This is a genomic window from Pirellulales bacterium, from assembly GCA_019636335.1.
GTDB lineage: Bacteria > Planctomycetota > Planctomycetia > Pirellulales > JAEUIK01 > JAHBXR01.
This window is the reverse complement of sequence record JAHBXR010000020.1, coordinates 88,982-104,716: the sequence shown is the minus strand read 5'-3', so window position 1 is coordinate 104,716 and position 15,735 is coordinate 88,982. Positions and strand designations below refer to the sequence as shown.

13 protein-coding genes are annotated in these 15,735 nt (G+C 63.4%); 7 read left to right on the top strand and 6 right to left on the bottom strand.

Annotation, left to right across the window (positions count from 1 at the left end; genetic code table 11):
* Nucleotides 1-23: 23 nt before the first annotated feature.
* Nucleotides 24-266, top strand: coding sequence for a carbon storage regulator (locus KF708_18465; protein MBX3414678.1), 243 nt, complete (start codon nucleotides 24-26; stop codon nucleotides 264-266).
* 287 nt (nucleotides 267-553) lie between these two features.
* Nucleotides 554-847 (top strand): hypothetical protein, encoded by a 294-nt coding sequence (locus KF708_18460; GenBank protein MBX3414677.1) that lies wholly within the window; start codon nucleotides 554-556, stop codon nucleotides 845-847.
* Between the two features lie 394 nt (nucleotides 848-1,241).
* On the opposite strand, the gene KF708_18455 is transcribed toward KF708_18460, so the two are convergent.
* Nucleotides 1,242-1,484 (bottom strand): hypothetical protein, encoded by a 243-nt coding sequence (locus tag KF708_18455; GenBank protein MBX3414676.1) that lies wholly within the window; start codon nucleotides 1,482-1,484, stop codon nucleotides 1,242-1,244.
* Nucleotides 1,485-1,827: 343 nt separating this feature from the next.
* Here KF708_18455 and KF708_18450 point away from each other — a divergent pair, with 343 nt between their 5' ends.
* Nucleotides 1,828-3,756 carry a VCBS repeat-containing protein gene (locus KF708_18450; protein MBX3414675.1) on the top strand — a complete coding sequence of 643 codons (1,929 nt, stop codon included), beginning with the start codon at nucleotides 1,828-1,830 and terminating at the stop codon, nucleotides 3,754-3,756.
* Between the two features lie 129 nt (nucleotides 3,757-3,885).
* A complete protein-coding gene (locus KF708_18445) occupies nucleotides 3,886-4,512 on the top strand; it encodes an HAD family phosphatase (protein ID MBX3414674.1) in 627 nt (208 codons plus the stop codon).
* Between the two features lie 307 nt (nucleotides 4,513-4,819).
* Here KF708_18445 and KF708_18440 read toward each other — a convergent pair whose 3' ends face one another.
* Complete coding sequence (locus KF708_18440) at nucleotides 4,820-5,878, bottom strand: 3-isopropylmalate dehydrogenase (protein MBX3414673.1); 1,059 nt, start codon at nucleotides 5,876-5,878, stop codon at nucleotides 4,820-4,822.
* A gap of 126 nt (nucleotides 5,879-6,004) precedes the next feature.
* Here KF708_18440 and KF708_18435 point away from each other — a divergent pair, with 126 nt between their 5' ends.
* Nucleotides 6,005-6,370, top strand: a complete 366-nt coding sequence (locus KF708_18435; GenBank protein MBX3414672.1) for a hypothetical protein — start codon at nucleotides 6,005-6,007, stop codon at nucleotides 6,368-6,370.
* Nucleotides 6,371-6,491: 121 nt separating this feature from the next.
* Here KF708_18435 and KF708_18430 read toward each other — a convergent pair whose 3' ends face one another.
* From KF708_18430 to KF708_18420, 3 genes are all read right to left on the bottom strand, one after another.
* The gene (locus tag KF708_18430) at nucleotides 6,492-8,348 is read right to left on the bottom strand and encodes a redoxin domain-containing protein (GenBank protein ID MBX3414671.1); all 1,857 of its coding nucleotides are present in this window, start codon (nucleotides 8,346-8,348) and stop codon (nucleotides 6,492-6,494) included.
* 189 nt (nucleotides 8,349-8,537) lie between these two features.
* Nucleotides 8,538-9,782, bottom strand: a complete 1,245-nt coding sequence (locus KF708_18425) for a hypothetical protein (protein MBX3414670.1) — start codon at nucleotides 9,780-9,782, stop codon at nucleotides 8,538-8,540.
* A gap of 288 nt (nucleotides 9,783-10,070) precedes the next feature.
* Complete coding sequence (locus tag KF708_18420; protein MBX3414669.1) at nucleotides 10,071-10,460, bottom strand: hypothetical protein; 390 nt, start codon at nucleotides 10,458-10,460, stop codon at nucleotides 10,071-10,073.
* 469 nt (nucleotides 10,461-10,929) lie between these two features.
* Here KF708_18420 and KF708_18415 point away from each other — a divergent pair, with 469 nt between their 5' ends.
* Together KF708_18415 and KF708_18410 are read left to right on the top strand one after the other, a co-directional pair.
* Nucleotides 10,930-12,381 (top strand): PD40 domain-containing protein, encoded by a 1,452-nt coding sequence (locus KF708_18415; GenBank protein ID MBX3414668.1) that lies wholly within the window; start codon nucleotides 10,930-10,932, stop codon nucleotides 12,379-12,381.
* Between the two features lie 35 nt (nucleotides 12,382-12,416).
* Nucleotides 12,417-14,909, top strand: coding sequence for a DUF1549 domain-containing protein (locus KF708_18410; GenBank protein ID MBX3414667.1), 2,493 nt, complete (start codon nucleotides 12,417-12,419; stop codon nucleotides 14,907-14,909).
* A 120-nt stretch (nucleotides 14,910-15,029) separates the two neighbouring features.
* On the opposite strand, the gene KF708_18405 is transcribed toward KF708_18410, so the two are convergent.
* Nucleotides 15,030-15,680: a hypothetical protein gene (locus tag KF708_18405; GenBank protein MBX3414666.1), complete on the bottom strand. Its 651-nt coding sequence runs from the start codon at nucleotides 15,678-15,680 to the stop codon at nucleotides 15,030-15,032.
* Nucleotides 15,681-15,735 lie beyond the last annotated feature (55 nt).

Below are 15,735 nucleotides of genomic sequence, written 5' to 3'. Positions count from 1 at the left end.
AGGGAGTGGAGAGAGGAGGCACCATGCTGGTTCTATCGCGGCGAGAAAACGAACACATTCTGATCGGTGAAAATATCTGTATCACCGTGCTGGGCATCTCGGGCAAACGGGTACGGCTAGGAATCAGTGCGCCGGGCGATGTGCTGATCGAGCGCATGGAACTGCGGCGGCGCAAGGCCGAGCGGGGCGAGACAGACATTCCCGCCCCAGTGGTCGAAACGCTGCCGAGCGCCTCTGGCCTCGAGCACAACCACGGCACGGTCTGAACGTCTCGTACTGTGCGACGGGCGCCGGCCCGTCTGTCGGGGGAAAAGGTCGCGCCAGCACTTCCGCGCGATCCGTTTGAGCACACCCGCGATTTGTGCGGCACGTGCGAACAAAGGTCGCGTCCTCCGCGACGGAATATCAGGCAGGTTTCCGCGCGCCCTTGGCGAGCCGCGTACAATTCCAGCAGTGGAAGACCTCGTGTCTCGTCGTCGGATGTTCCGCCATGAGTCGCTCAGCCGAACAACAGGAACGAACGCCCTCGTTGGGCACACACACGAGGTGGGTTATGGGGAAGAAGCACAAAGCCAGTCACAGGAAGTCCGAAGCGAAACCGGCGCGCAAACACGCTCGCGCTGCCGATGCGCCTGCTCCCGTCAATCGGATCACCGGTCTGCCGGCAGCGTTGCCGCAACCCTCTTCTGCGGCCCTGCCGCCGGCGCCGCGCGTGGTGCGTCCGGAGTCCGATAGCAGCCCCGCCGCAACGCCACGCGTGCCGACGCATCCTGGGCTCGTGCGGTTGTGCCAGTTTCTACGCGACCGCGCCAGCAGCACGATCTCGCCAGCACCCAAGAAGACCTGACGCGGGAAACACCCTCTGATAGCTCCCCCGCGCGCCGTGACAAGTGAGCAGACGGGGTAGCACCGATCATCTTGCGGAAAAAGCTCTCTCCAGGAAACAAGCCCCAGTCGCAAGATGGTCGGTGTCGCGCAGCGACAAGAGGATGAGTGGAAACGCTCCAAATCTCACCACCCAGCAAAATGGGCCGCCCACCGATCTTCTGGTCGCTGCGCGACACGAACGATTTTCCGACTCCGGCCTTATCACGCTAACCGGCGCCGCTCCGGAATATTATCTGCTCAATGCTTAACTCCGCGCCTCCTCCTACGGGATTAGGAGGAAAACGAGCAAAGCCCTGGCGATCGAACTCGATCGCCAGGGCTTTGTTGTTGATTTGACGGATTGTCGACGAGAGCTAGGCCACCGGTCGTCGGCAGTGCTGGTAGGCCAGGATCACGCCGTAGAGATCGGCCGAGATCGTGATTTCGTCGTCCTCGAAGTCGCGCAGCCAGGTGCGGCGGCTTTCCACCGCGTCGGCCAGGAGCGGAATGATCTCGCTCAACGGCACCGTCACGCGATGCTCGTCGACCTTCGATTCCGTAACGGTGGCACAGTTCTCTTCGGGGCCGTAGTAGACGCGAAGCCGGCTTGGTGTCATCGCAACGCTTCCTTACGTGCGGTCGTAATCGTGGCCGCGCCGGCCCGCTGGCCGAACGCAATGCCCACGCGGCGCATCTGTCGCCGCATACACCCACCCTGTGCATCGTTGGAAAATATCGGCAGCAACCGTGGTGCGGGTTTGACAAAAAATCACGGAAATAGCGATTGAAAGCGGCGACAGCACCGCCATGCTAGCGGCCGTCATGGCGAGGCGCCGGGGACACGAGCCGCGCACTCTGCCTGGGTTGCGCAGACCGAACCGTGCCGTTATCCTGTTAGCGAACCTACAGGCCGCTTTTGCCCTGCTTGCCCGCCCATTCTTGCCCGCCGGAAGGAATGCCATGTCGTCTCCGCGACTCTCGTTGCCGCTCGTCGCCTTGCTGCTCTTGCTGCCTTGGCCCGCACCGGCCGATGAGCTTGAACCGATCGCGTACAACCATCCCGGTCTGACGGTCAAGCTGGGGGCCGGACTCTGGGCCTGGCCGGTGCCGATCGACTTCGACGAAGATGGCGATCTCGACCTCGTGGTCGTCTGCCCCGACAAACCCTCGAACGGCGCCTGGCTGTTCGAGAACGTCGAGGGAAAAGTCAAGCTGCCGGTCTTCAAAGCAGGCAAGCGCATCAGCCAGGGATTGTCCAACGTCTCCCCTTCGTACGTCGACGGGGGAGTGCGTATCCTGAGCCCCGCGCGCGAGCATCCCCAGTTCCGCTCTGTCGGACTCGGACAGCCGGCGAAGCTGCCGCTGGCAGAAAACATCCACCCCAACAAGGTCCGCGCGAACGTCTGGAAGTACGTCGATTTCGACGGCGACGGGGCGCTCGATCTCGTCGTCGGCGTCGAAGACTGGACCGAGTACGGCTGGGACAATGCCTACGATGCCTCGGGCCGCTGGACGAACGGCCCGTTGCATGGCTACGTCTACCTGCTGCGCAACTCGGGCACTACCAGCGCTCCCAAGTACGACGAGCCGCGCAAGCTCGAAGCGGACGGAAAGCCGATCGACACGTTCGGCATGCCCTCTCCCAACTTCGCCGACTTCGACGGCGACGGCGATCTCGACCTGGTGTGTGGAGAATTCCTCGACGGGTTCACCTACTTCCAGAACACTGGCACGCGCACCGCACCCCAGTACGCCGCTGGCGTACGGCTGTCGCACGACGGCCAGCCGTTGGCGATGGACGTGCAGATGATCGTGCCCGTGGCCATCGATTGGGATGGAGACGGCGATCAGGATCTTATCGTTGGTGACGAAGATGGCGGCGTGGCGCTGATGGAACACACGGGCAAGATCGACGAGGGCGTGCCGCAATTCCTGCCTCCCGTCTATTTCCAGCAGCAGGCCGCCGACGTGAAGTGCGGCGCGCTGGCGACCCCGGTCACCATCGATTGGGATGCCGATGGCGATCTCGACATCGTCTGCGGCAATACCGCGGGCCGGGTGCTGCTGTTCAAGAACGAGAGTGGCCCGGGCGTCGAACGACCGAGCTGGTCGGCGCCGCAAGAGATTCTGGCCCAGGGCAAGCCGATCCATATCCAGGCGGGCCCCAACGGTTCGATTCAAGGTCCCTGCGAAGCGAAATGGGGTTACACCACGCCGACCGTGGCCGATTGGGACGGCGACGGACTGTTCGATCTGGTGCTCAACTCGATCTGGGGTCGCGTGGTCTGGTATCGCAATACCGGCACGCGGCAGGAACCGAGTTTCGCGGCCGAGCAACCCGTCGAAGTCGCCTGGGAAGGAACGCCCCCGAAACCCGCCTGGAACTGGTGGAACCCCGCCCCGCACGAGTTGGTGACGCAATGGCGCACCAAGCCCCTCGTGCTCGATCTCAACGGCGACTCGCGCAACGATCTGGTCATGCTCGATCACGAAGGCTACCTGGCCTTCTTCGAGCGGCTGGGCAGCGAGGGGGACCAGCGTCTGAAACCGGGCGCGCGCATCTTTGTCGACGAGCAGGGGGCCCCCTTGCATCTGAACGACAAGATCGCTGGCAAGAGTGGCCGCCGGCAACTGGAGCTCGTCGATTGGGACGGCGACGGGAAGCTCGACCTGCTCGTCGATGGCCTGAACGCCGCCTGGTATCGGCAGGTCGAGCAGCGAGACGGCAAGTATAGCTTCCGCTCGATGGGCAACCTCGACAAGCGTCCTCTCGCCGGACACACCACCAGCCCCACGACGGTCGACTGGAACAACGATCAGGTACCCGACCTCTTGGTCGGCGCCGAAGACGGCCGGCTCTACTACCTGCGAAATCAATCTCGCGAGTAAAAATCGCGTCTCATCGGGACCAACAACGGATCGCAACATCGTGCGTGGTGTCGTCGAGGTTATGATCCATTTCGCTGGCCGAAGGGTTTACCACAACGGCACGACGCCAATCGAAGAAGGCGCTAGCCCGTGATAAAGACTCCCAAATTTTTCTACTTCGACCTGGGCAACGTCCTGCTTTACTTCAGTCATCAGCTCATGTGCCGGCAAATGGCCGAAGTGGCCGGCGCCACCACCGAGCGCGTCTGGCAATTGCTCTTCGATACCGACCTCGAACGGCGTCTCGAACAGGGCACGCTCTCGAACGAGGAGTTCTACGAGACGTTCTGCCGCGAGACCGGCACGCGCGCGGACTACGACCAGTTGGAACGGGCAGGCAGCGCGATCTTCGAGCTGAATGCGCCGGTGGCGTCGATCGTCGCGCAGTTGTGGCAGGCCCGCTATCGGCTCGGGCTGCTCTCGAACACGAGCGAGTCGCACTTCAACTACTTCGCGTCCGGGCGCTACCCGATCGTGCCCGGCACGTTCGAGGTGCTTGCCCTGAGCTTTCGCATCAAGGCCATGAAACCCGACGCGGAGATTTACCAGGCGGCGGCCGAGTTGGCAGGGGTCGAGCCGCAAGAGATCTTCTTCGTCGACGACATTGCCGACCATGTCGCAGGAGCGCGAGAGTTCGGCTTCGACGCCGTGCAATACACGACGGCCCATCAGTTGGCCAAAGACCTCCGCGCCCGCGGCGTGCGGCTGAATTACTAGCGCTGTGTCAGACCTTGATTCTTGGCAGGCATCGAAGGTCACTTCGCAGGTTGCTTGTCCCTCGGGTTGCTAATACCCGGTACTCGCACTGAGCTCACGGGGAGCCGCAGAGTGAGGAGGAGACGCGGAGTTGCGTTTGGGGTCGTGGAGGAGCTGGTGGGGATTTTACTTATCCTCTGGTCGCTGCGCGACACCGACCATCTTGCGACTCGGGGGTGGTTTTAGAAGGGGAGTTTTTTGCGCAAGATGATCGCTGCTACCCCTACCGATACCCCTGTCGCTACGTGGTGTTGTTCGAGGGGCGCAGCTACCCGAGGGCCTTGCAGACCAGGTCGCCGACTTCGGTGGTGGAGTAGCCCATTTTGCCGGCGGCCTGACTCTTCATCTTCGTGCCTGTGACTTCCTGTACCGCCTTCAAGATGCGCTGGCCCGCTTTTTCCTGGCCCGTGTGCTCGAGCAGCATGGCCATGGCATTGATGGCGGCGATGGGGTTGATCACGTTCTTGCCGGTGTACTTGGGCGCGCTGCCCCCCATCGGCTCGTACATGCTGGTGCCCCCCTTGTCCGGGTTGATATTGCCGCCGGCGGCCACGCCCATGCCACCCTGCACGATGCCACCGAGATCGGTGATGATGTCGCCGAACATGTTCGTCGTCACGATCACGTCGTAGTATTCGGGGTTCTTGACCATCCACATGCAGCAGGCGTCGACGTGGTTGTAGTCGGCCTTGATGTCGGGATAGTCGCGGGCGACATCCTGGAACGTGCGCCACCAGAGATCGTGCCCGTAGGTGAGCACGTTCGTCTTGGCCACCAGGGTGAGCATCTTCTTCGGATTGTTTCGCTTGCGCGTGTATTCGAAGGCCCAACGAATGCAGCGTTCGCACCCCTTGCGCGTATAGACGGCGGTCTGCGTGGCGACTTCGTCGGCGGTGTTCTTCTTCAACCAGCCGCCGGTGCCGCAGTACATGTCCTCGGTGTTCTCGCGGACGACGACGAAGTCGATATCCTCGGGCTTCTTGCCGGCGAGCGGAGTCTCGACGCCGGGGAAGAGCTTGACCGGGCGCAGGTTGATGTACTGGTCGAGTTGAAAGCGGAGCTCGAGGAGCAAGCCCTTTTCGAGAATGCCCGGGGCGACGTCGGGGTGGCCGACCGCGCCCAGGAAGATGGCGTCGAACTTGCGCAGCTCGTCGACGGCGCCGGCCGGCAGCGTCTCGCCCGTGCGCAGGTAGCGTTCGCCGCCGAAATCGAAATCGGTGGTCTCGAACTTGAAGCCTTCGAGCGGCGCGACTGCTTCCAAGACCTTGAGCCCTTCGCGGGCGACTTCGGGACCGGTGCCATCGCCACCAATGACGGCGATCTTCATCGTCTGTTGCGAACTCAAGGCAGTATTCCTCGCGGCGGTTGGCGCCGCCTCGGGGCGGCACACAGGGACGGAGCGCTCGCACCTCGGCACATCCGCGGCCGAGAGAGAAAGGCCCGATTTTACGGCATGGCAGCAGGCCGCGAAAGTGGACCGGGTAGCGCGCAAAACTACAATAGCGAGATGGTTCAGAATCCCTACGAGGCGCCGGTCGCCAAAGTCACCGCCAACCGGCGGTTTGTACCGCCCTTTTGGCTGAGCGCGCTGTTCGGAGTAGCGGCGACCGGTTGTCTCGTCGCGTCGGTGGCATGTCTCTACGCGAGTACGACGACCAATACGACGTTTGTCAGCTTCAACGGCGGCGAGTTCATCGAGTTCTCCACATTTCTGCGGAATTGCTCGCTCGGATTTATCGTTGCAGCAGGCTCCAGCGGCATCGCCGCGCTACTGTGCATGAAATGGCGCCAGTACGCGCACAGCAATCGAGAATCCTGACGGTAAAACCGCGCACGCCACACGGACCACGCGTTAAAAACCAGGCCCGGAGTTTCACTTCCGGGCCTGGTGGAGCTGACATTGACGCGGCGGATGATGCAAGCCTCACCGTCGGTGCGACTCAGTTCACCGCAGCCTGGTCGTCGAGGCGCGTCGCCTCGGCGTCGTCTTCACTCTCGGCCGAAAGGGGCTCCTTTTGCAGATCCTGGTTCGGATCGAGCGTCGTCATGAAGCCGAACATCATTTCTTCCCACGTTTGATCGCCGAAGCGGACTTCCGCCGTGGGATCAGGATTCGCCAGGTTTTCTTCCGAGTTGTCGAAGTGGGCCGTCGTGTGAACGACCGTCCCCTGCGGCAGCAACTTCGGTTGGGTCAGGTCGTAGCGCAGTTGCCAGTTGAAATCGTACTTGGGCACGTCGAGCAGGACTTCGGTCGTGCCGTCCGGATAGGTGGCCTCGTAGCGGAACGACTTGCCACGCAGGTGCATGTGGGGGGTCATGCTCACGAGCAGCGTATCGCGGCGGAACTTCCGCTTCGCCTTGACCTCGTAGTTGTTGTCGCCGGGCGGAATCTTGAAGCCCAGGTTGCCCGCCACGCCGCCAGAAGCTTTTTTCTTCACATCCTTCGCATCGATGAAGCACATGCCGACGTAGCTGCGATCCTGTTGCGGGCTGCCGTTGGGGGTGTAGTGCAATTGGAAGATGAGCTTCGAGCCCGCCTTCACGAACATCGCCACTCCCTCGGGGAAGCTCGCCGGTGGCATGCCGGGAGCATAGCCGGCCAGACCGCTACGGTTCTCGCTGAAGCCGCTGGCCTTGCCCCCCGGGGGCTGCACGAAACAGATGATGTGGTGGACCACGGCGCGATTGCCCGGCCGGGCCTCGGCGACGCGGATCCACTTGTCTTCGGTGAAGCCCAGATCGACCTCGAAATATTGATACTCGACCACTCCTTCGGCCGGCACGTCGTAGGCCTCGTCCGCCATGTAGAACACGGCATCGGGCTCGGGAATTTTCCAGCCGTCTGTGAAGTGACGCGGCTCGGGCAAGTCGGCCTTGTCTCCCTCGGGGCAGCCGTTGTCGATCCAGGTGAAGATCTGCTGCTTCTCCTCGTCAGTGAGGCGTGCGTCGTTCTTGAACTCGCCGTGCGCGGGGTCGGCGAACCACGGCGGCATGCGGCCGTCGCTCACCACCTCGCGGATCGTGGGGGCCCAGCCGACGATCTCGTCATAGTCTTTCAGCGTGAAGGGGGCGACTTCCCCCTCGCGATGGCATTCGATGCAACGGTTCTGGAAGATCCGCGCGATCTGATTCGCATACGTGACGTCGCCGTGCGGCGTGACGCGCGAGACGCGGCCGATGAAGCAGCCCACCGCCTCGGTCACCGGCTCGCTCACGGCGCGACCCTCGAGCAACTCCTCGATCGCGATGCCCAGGTCGCGGCGCTTTACTTCCGGTCGGGCATAACCGCTGCTCGAGCCGAGACCATATTGATCGTCGACGCGGCCGCGGTAACGGATCGCCCGGTTTTCATCGAGCACGAACACTTCGGGCGTGCGGACGGCGCCGAACTGATCGGCCACCACGTTGTCGAGATCCTTGAGCACCGGGAACGTCACACCGTGGATGCGAGCGAAGGCCGATAGCTCGGTGATCGAATCTTGCTGATTCGAGTCGATCATCACGAAGGCCACCCCCTTGTCCGAGAACTCCTTGGAGAGCTCTTCGAGACGCGGGGCATAGAGCTTGGCCAACGGGCACTCCACCCCGACGAAAGCGACGACCAGCAGCTTGCTGTCATCGAAATCGGACAGGATGTGTTCGTTGCCGTGGAAGTCGTCGAGCTTGAAATCCTTGATCTCGGTACCGATCCGGGTTTCCTCGGCGGCACGAGCGGTCGCCGTGGTCCCCGCCAGCACTGCCAGCACTGCCAGCAGCGCGGCAGCCACCGCGAGGTAACGCAATCCCTGAAGTCGCATCTCGTTCATTCCTTGTAACTTGCAGCAGAAACGGCCCATGCCGCCTGGCATCTGATTCGGAAGGAGGCAGCGGTTATTTCGAATCTATCGACACACCGACAGCCTGGGGTCCTATCTTGATTACCCGTTTGCAGGCTAACAGGTTTCAGGGGGCGGGGCAAAGGGAGGCTGGGGGAGCTGGCGGCTCATTCAACGCAGGTCGATCAAAAACATCTGCCGCGTGCCGTCTTCGGCCAGCCCGCCCACCAGTAGCTGCGTGCCCGCTCGATTCCAGCAAGGCGAAGGATCGATGCGCAGTTCCCCCGCGCGGTACTTGCCGCGCACGATGCCACTAGCGCGCGTGGCCGTGTCGTCCACCAGGTTGAGGATCGTGTAAAGATTCTCCCCGCCCCGGCTGTAGCCGTTGACGAAGCGCGTCCCGTCGGGCGAAAGGGCCACGTCGCCCCCTGGCTCGGGAATCAGCTCCTCGTTGCCCAGCGTGCCGACGATCTTCTGCTCGTCGAGGTCGTAGATAATCTGCCGATCGTCATGCGAGCCGATCAGCCGGCGATCGGTTAGCCACTCGGGATGGCCGCCGAAGTGCGTGGCGATCATACGCAGATCGGTGCCGTCGGCGCGCATCGTGAACGGCACGTCGAGCCGCCGCTTGCCATCGTCGAAATCGCCCCGCACGAAAAAGAAGATCCGCTCGTCGCCTCGACTCCACAGCGTGTGATTGATGAAGAGCGCCTTCTCGTCGACGTCGGGTCGCGTGGGCCGCAGTGCCGCGGCCAGTTGCTCGAACGAGACCAATAGCCGCTTCTCGCGAGTCGCCACGTCGATGCGAAACACCCCATCATCGCTTGGATGCCTTTCATCGACGGTCCAGTCGTACGCCGTTGGGTAACCCGTCACAGGCCGCAACCGCGCGAGACGCCCGTAGTTGATCGCCGCGAACGCGCCCCCCGTCTGTGCGACACCACTATTCCCCACCGGCGTGTCGGCGTAACGGTATTCGGCGATCCGCTCGCCCTGCTCGCCGCGCGAGAGATCGAACAGCACGCAGAAGATCTGTTGCGTCTTGGGATCGCGATCGTTGAAGAAGAACTGCGTCTCGGGCGCCTCCGGATTCCAGTAGAACATCGTCCCCTGCTGGAAGTTCCACGCCCGGGTCCGATTGACGACGCGCTCGGCGTAATCGTGCTCGCTGTCGAGCAAAACAATCTCGGCCGCATCATCGCCACCCGGCATGCGATCTTGAAACGCCGCCCGCAGCGCAAGGATGTAGCGCCCGCTCGCGTTCCAGGGAATGGTACGCACGTGGCCGATGTAGCCAAAGAAATGATGCGCGGGCCCGTGCGTGATCTGTCGCACTGAAGGGATGGGGTCACCACCCGAACTTGTGCAGGCTAGCAGCAGAAAGCAGACCAGTGAAATGCCTAACCGACGAATCATGGTCGAGGCCAACCCAGTAGCGAGCGAACTTCTGGTCATTGTTAATGTAGGAGCAACTGCGCCGCGATGTATTGCACCCCTACCAAGAGCGAGCAGGCGACGAGAACTAGCACCAACACTGAGATGGTTAGCCATTTCCAAAACGGAGCAGGCGACGACCTGCCCGAGCGAATGTACTGTCGCGGTTCGAAATCGATCTCGCGCCAACGTCGGGCAGTTTGGAGAGGAAGCTGCCTGGGTTTTGATGGTCGTTTCATCGCAACGGACAACTTGACATTGGTTGGGTATTTACCGCACGCCTTCGGCGACTTCGACTTTAGTGGTGGGACCTTCGAAGTAATAGTAGTCGGCGGCGGTGGCGGTGGGCGAATCGGTCGGCTCTCCGGCACGATGGAGCAGCAAGATGCCGGTGACGGTGTAGATCGTCTTGTCGAGATTGCGATCGGCGGTCCAGCGCGCGATGCCGGCGTCGCCGACGAGATAGACCTGCCCCAGGGGCGTGTTGAGGATAGTGCCAAACTCGCCCGGTCCTCGGAGCGTGCCGGAGAGGGAGACCTCGTGGCCGATCATGTCATGGAGTGAAAGCGTGTCATCGCGCCGCGTATTCGGTCCGCAGCCAAGTGCGATCGCGAAGAGGACAACGAGACAGAGACGATGCGAGGCGTGCCTGGCGAACATGAAATACCCTCCGCGGCGGCCGTGGCCCCACGAGTCATCGTAATCGGCCGCAACAACGAGGGCGCGAGTCGAATTCGCAAGATACCGAACGCATCAGTGGCAATGGATGTTGAGCAATCAGTGCTTGACCTACGTCGTGCCGTGGTGCCGTTGTGGTAAATACATGCTCAATCAAATTGAACCACGACGACACCACGGCACGACGCAGGCAAGCAGCAAACTCTGTCCTTATCTGCGTCCATCTGCGTGCTTCTGTGGATCGTTTCCGGCCATCCCGGCATTTTAAGGCCGGTGGTCGTTCCGCGACCGATCAAAATTCTTTTCCCGGCCCCCAATTCGTGCTACTCTGAGCGGTTGGCCGCAGGGGATGGCCGCCCGTTGTTTTCCTGCCCGCACGTTCCCGCCTGGCTGGTTGCTGAATGGCCGTGTCGCTGGTCCGACCGGCTCTGTTTCGCCCGAGGTTCTGCCGATGCCTTGCACTGCCTTCCGCGGCCCCCTTTGCACGCTGATCATCGCCTTGGCCGGCGCCGTTTCGGTCCTGGCCGAAGACGCCCCCGCCCCGGCTCAGCCTGCCGCCGAGGCACCACCCAAGGTCAGCTATTACCGCGAGGTGCGGCCCATCCTGGTCGAAAACTGCCAGGGCTGCCATCAGCCGGCGCGCCCCGAGGGTGGGCTCGTCCTGACGGGCGTCGCCGGCATGCTCAAAGGAGGCGACAGCGAAGAGCCGGCCATCAACGTCGAGACGCCGGACGAAAGCCTGCTGCTGGTGCAGATCATTCCGACGGATGGCATGGCGCTGATGCCGAAGGGCAAGCCGCCACTGCGTGCCGATCAGATCGAGTTGGTCCGCCGCTGGATCGCCGAAGGGGGCGTGGACGACACGCCCGACTCGGTTCGCGACACGATCGACGCCGCGCATCCGCCGCAGTATCAGAAGGCGCCGGTCGTCACGTCGCTCGACTACTCGCCCGACGGCTCGCTGTTGGCCGTCTCCGGACATCACGAGGTCTTGCTGCACAAGGCCGATGGTTCGGAACTGGTCGCGCGGCTGGTCGGTCTTTCGGAACGCATCGAATCAGTAAAATTTTCGCCGGACGGCAAGCGACTGGCGGTGACAGGTGGCTCGCCGGCCCGCTTCGGCGAGGTGCAGATCTGGGACGTCGAGTCGCGCAAGCTGTTGTTAGCCGTCAATTACACCTTCGATACGCTCGCCGGCTGTAGCTGGTCACCCGACGGCAAGCTCTTGGCGTTCGCCTGTACCGATAACGCCATCCGCGCGATCGATTCGACGACCGGCGCGCAGGTGTTGTATCAAGGGGCTCACACCGATTGGGCGCTCGATACCGCTTTCTCGACCGACGCCTCGCACGTCGTCTCCGTCAGTCGCGACGGTGCGATGAAGCTCACCGAAGTGGTGACGGAGCGCTTCGTAGACAATATCACGAGCATCACGCCTGGGGCGCTCAAGGGTGGCTTGATCTCGGTCGATCGCCGCCCCGGCCAGGACGAGTTGCTCACCGGGGGATCGGACGGCCAGCCGAAGCTTTACAAGATGTACCGCACCGAGAAGCGCGTCATCGGCGACGATTTCAATCTGCTGCGCAACTACGAAAGCATGCCGGGACGTATCTACGCCGTGGCGTTCAACGCCGATGGCAGCCGCTTTGCTGTCGGCAGCAGCAGCGACGGCACGGGCGAGGTCCGCGTCCACCAGACCGACGACGGGGCGGTCGTGTCGCGCTTTGCCGGCATCCGGGGACCGGTCTACGCCGTGGCGTTTCGCCCCGACGGCGCCGCCGTGGCCTCAGCCGGCTTCGATGGCCTGGTGCGTTTCAACGATCCCGCGACGGGATCGCTGGTGTCCGAGTTTGTGCCCGTTCCGATTTCGACCGAGCCCGTGGCGAGCGTGAGCGCTCCGTAACTGTCAGGAAGGATCGAACAACGATGTCGCGCCCGATGTCCCGACACCGAGGACGCCGTACGTGGGTAGCCGCCGTCGCGATCGGCGCTGCGGCCCTGCTGGGCCTTGCGTTGGTCTCGTCGTCGCGCGCCGACGAGCCGGAGAAGCTGTCCGAGGGGATGAAGATCGTCTCGCTCGAGGTATGGCCCGAACGGATCGATCTGGCCCATCCCTTCGCCTACGCGCAATTGTTGGTGACGGGGCGGCTCGAGACGGGCGAAGCGGTCGACGCCACGAGGATGGCCACGTTCACGTCCTCCTCCGATTTGCTGGCGATCGACGCGCGCGGTCTGGCACGTCCGCAGGCCGACGGCGCAGGAGAGCTCACGGTCGCCGTCGGCGGCTTGACCGCCCAGGTGCCGGTGACCGTGTCGGGCCAGGCCGACGAGTTTCATCCCAGCTTCGTGCGACACGTGATGCCGCAGATGTCGAAGCTCGGCTGCAACATGGGCACCTGCCACGGCGCCGACAAGGGGAAGAACGGCTTCAAGCTTTCGCTCCGCGGGTACGACCCGTTGTTCGATCATCGCGCGCTGGTCGACGATCTGGCCGGCCGCCGCTTCAACCGCGTGGCGCCCGATCAAAGCCTGATGTTGCTCAAGCCATCGGGGGGCGTGCCGCATCAGGGGGGCGTATTGACGAAGCCGGGCGAGCCCGCCTACGAATTGCTGCGGCAGTGGATCGCCGATGGCGTGACGCTCGATCTCGATAGTCCGCGCGTGACGTCAATCGAGATTCGTCCGCAGGATCCGCAACTGCCCCTTCCCGGCATGCGCCAGCAGATGGCGGTCGTGGCCACCTACAGCGACGGCACGACGCGTGACGTCTCGGCCGAGGCCTTCGTCGAAACCAGTTTGGGGGAAGTCGTTGAAGTGGACAAGCAAGGTTTGGCCACGGCGGTGCGTCGGGGCGAGGCGGCCCTGTTGGCCCGCTACGAAGGACGCTATGCCGCCACAACCGTCACGGTGATGGGAGACCGCACCGGATTCGTCTGGCAAGAGGTGCCCGAACACAACTACGTCGATACGCGCGTCTACGAGAAGTTGAAGCGGGTCAAGATTCAACCGAGCGAACTTTGCACCGACGCGGAGTTTCTGCGGCGGGTGTATCTCGACCTGATGGGTTTGGCGCCAGAGCCGGCCGAGATTCGTGCCTTTCTGGCCGACAGCCGTCCCACGCGCGAGAAGCGCGACGCGGTGATCGACCGCCTCGTCGGCAGCCCCGAGTTTGTGGCCCACTGGTCGAACAAATGGTCCGACCTGTTGCAGGTGAACCGCACCTTCCTCACGGAGAAGGGGGCCTGGGCCCTGCGCGACTGGATCCGCCGCGCCGTGGCGCACAACATGCCCTACGACCAGTTCGCCAAGACGGTGCTCACGGCGAGCGGCTCGACGTTCGAGAATCCGGCCGCCAGCTACATGCGCGTGCTGCGCGAGCCGGAGCTGGCGATGGAGAATTCGACGCAGTTGTTTCTCGGCGTGCGCTTCAACTGCAACAAGTGCCACGACCATCCCTTCGAGCGTTGGACGCAGGATCAGTATTACGATCTGGCGGCTTACTTCGTGCAGGTGGGGCGCAAGCCGGGGCTGGTGCCCGGCGATGAGGTGATCTTCGATATGCAGGGGGGCGAGGAGATGCATCCGCGCACCGGGCAGCCCGTCGCACCGCAGTTTCCCTACGCGCATGCCGACGTAGCGCCCGATGGGCTGCCGCGCCGCGAGCAGTTCGCCTATTGGGCCACGTCGATAGAGAACCCCTACTTCGCCACGAGCTACGTGAACCGACTGTTCAGCTACCTGCTGGGTATCGGCATCATCGAGCCGGTGGATGACATTCGCGCGGGCAATCCGCCGACGAATCCCGCGCTGCTCGAGCAACTGACCGACGACTTCATCACCAGCGGCTTCGACACCCAGCACCTGCTGAAGACGATCACCAAGTCGCGCGTTTATCAGCATTCGCTGGCCACGAATCGCTGGAACGACGACGACAAGATCAACTACTCGCACGCCATGGCAAGGCGGCTGCCGGCCGAGACGTTGTACGACACCGTGCAGCGCGCCACGGGCGCGCCGATCAAGCTGCCGGGCCTGCCCGCCGGCCAGCTTGCCACGCAACTCCCCGACTCGCACGTTTCGCTGCCGGGGGGCTTCCTCGACCTCTTCGGCCGCCCCCCGCGAGAAAGCGCCTGCGAGTGCGAACGCTCGAGCGGCGTCGTGCTGGGGCAGGCGTTGAACCTGGTGAATGGGCCCACGGTGGCCGATGCGATCGCGAGCCAGGAAAACCGTATCTCGCGACTCGTGGCGAGCGAGCCGGAGAACACGCGGCTCGTCGAAGAGCTGTTCCTGGCGATCCTCTGCCGTCCGCCGACCGAGGCGGAAATCGCCACCGGCACCGAGGCCATTCGCGAGGCGGAAGATCGACTCACCGGCGCGCAGGATCTGGCCTGGGCACTCATCAACAGCCCGGCGTTCTTGTTCAACCACTAGCGCGGCGTAGGTCAGGTACCCCGTACCTGACACTCCTTCGAGTTCGCCCCGTCGAGCAATTGTCAGGTACGGCGAGCCTGACCTACAAAGTGCCGCACTCGACGCGAAACAACTCGCGTCTCAATTGCTCACCGAGACGCCCCAACTCACGCCGGGTCGAGGGTGATGATGGTGGTGACGATAGGGTCGGTAGCAACCGGGACCATACCAGTAGGGTGGCGGCGGCGGTGGGTAGTAATACTCTTCGACGATCACCGGTGGGGCCGCAGCCACGATCGGCGGTCCCCCCGCCACGACGCGGGGGCCAGAGCTCGATTGCATCGCCTGGATGACCGACGTCGCGACCCCCTGCTGCTGCAGCAGAATCAGATCGCTCGCGTTCAAGGGCTGCAACGTGCCATTCGTGCGGATGTGGCTGGCGATGAGCTCGGGATCGACCCCCGCCTTGGTCATCGACAGCACGTCGTCGATCGTCACGCTGCCGGTCGGCATCTGTGCGGCCATGGCGGCGTCGATGTGCGCCGCGTTGCGGGCTTCGATCTCGTCCATGCCACTGCCGATGGCCGCGCCGGAGAGCGCCCCCACGCCAGCGCCGATGGCCGCGCCGGCGCCGGTGTGTCCCACGGCGTTTCCGACGAGCGCGCCGACGCCCGCGCCCGTGAGACCGCCAAACAGCGCGCCGCGATCGGCATGGTAGGGAGAATAACAGCCGGCGGCCAGCGTCGCCGAGGCCAGGCACAAGGCATGCAGGAGCAAAGTGCGGCGTTCCATCGCGCGCGTCCTTCGTAGCGGGTCGTGGTGGATAAAGCGCAGATTCGGCAGCGAC

What these genes read in the sequence shown, in the direction of transcription:
- KF708_18410 (MBX3414667.1), top strand. Translation starts at nt 12,417, where the DNA reads ATGTCCCGACACCGAGGACGCCGTACGTGGGTAGCCGCCGTCGCGATC.
- KF708_18405 (MBX3414666.1), bottom strand. Translation starts at nt 15,680, where the DNA reads ATGGAACGCCGCACTTTGCTCCTGCATGCCTTGTGCCTGGCCTCGGCG.
- KF708_18455 (MBX3414676.1), bottom strand. Translation starts at nt 1,484, where the DNA reads ATGACACCAAGCCGGCTTCGCGTCTACTACGGCCCCGAAGAGAACTGT.
- KF708_18420 (MBX3414669.1), bottom strand. Translation starts at nt 10,460, where the DNA reads ATGTTCGCCAGGCACGCCTCGCATCGTCTCTGTCTCGTTGTCCTCTTC.
- KF708_18430 (MBX3414671.1), bottom strand. Translation starts at nt 8,348, where the DNA reads ATGCGACTTCAGGGATTGCGTTACCTCGCGGTGGCTGCCGCGCTGCTG.
- KF708_18450 (MBX3414675.1), top strand. Translation starts at nt 1,828, where the DNA reads ATGTCGTCTCCGCGACTCTCGTTGCCGCTCGTCGCCTTGCTGCTCTTG.
- KF708_18460 (MBX3414677.1), top strand. Translation starts at nt 554, where the DNA reads ATGGGGAAGAAGCACAAAGCCAGTCACAGGAAGTCCGAAGCGAAACCG.
- KF708_18415 (MBX3414668.1), top strand. Translation starts at nt 10,930, where the DNA reads ATGCCTTGCACTGCCTTCCGCGGCCCCCTTTGCACGCTGATCATCGCC.
- KF708_18465 (MBX3414678.1), top strand. Translation starts at nt 24, where the DNA reads ATGCTGGTTCTATCGCGGCGAGAAAACGAACACATTCTGATCGGTGAA.
- KF708_18440 (MBX3414673.1), bottom strand. Translation starts at nt 5,878, where the DNA reads ATGAAGATCGCCGTCATTGGTGGCGATGGCACCGGTCCCGAAGTCGCC.
- KF708_18425 (MBX3414670.1), bottom strand. Translation starts at nt 9,782, where the DNA reads ATGATTCGTCGGTTAGGCATTTCACTGGTCTGCTTTCTGCTGCTAGCC.
- KF708_18435 (MBX3414672.1), top strand. Translation starts at nt 6,005, where the DNA reads ATGGCAGCAGGCCGCGAAAGTGGACCGGGTAGCGCGCAAAACTACAAT.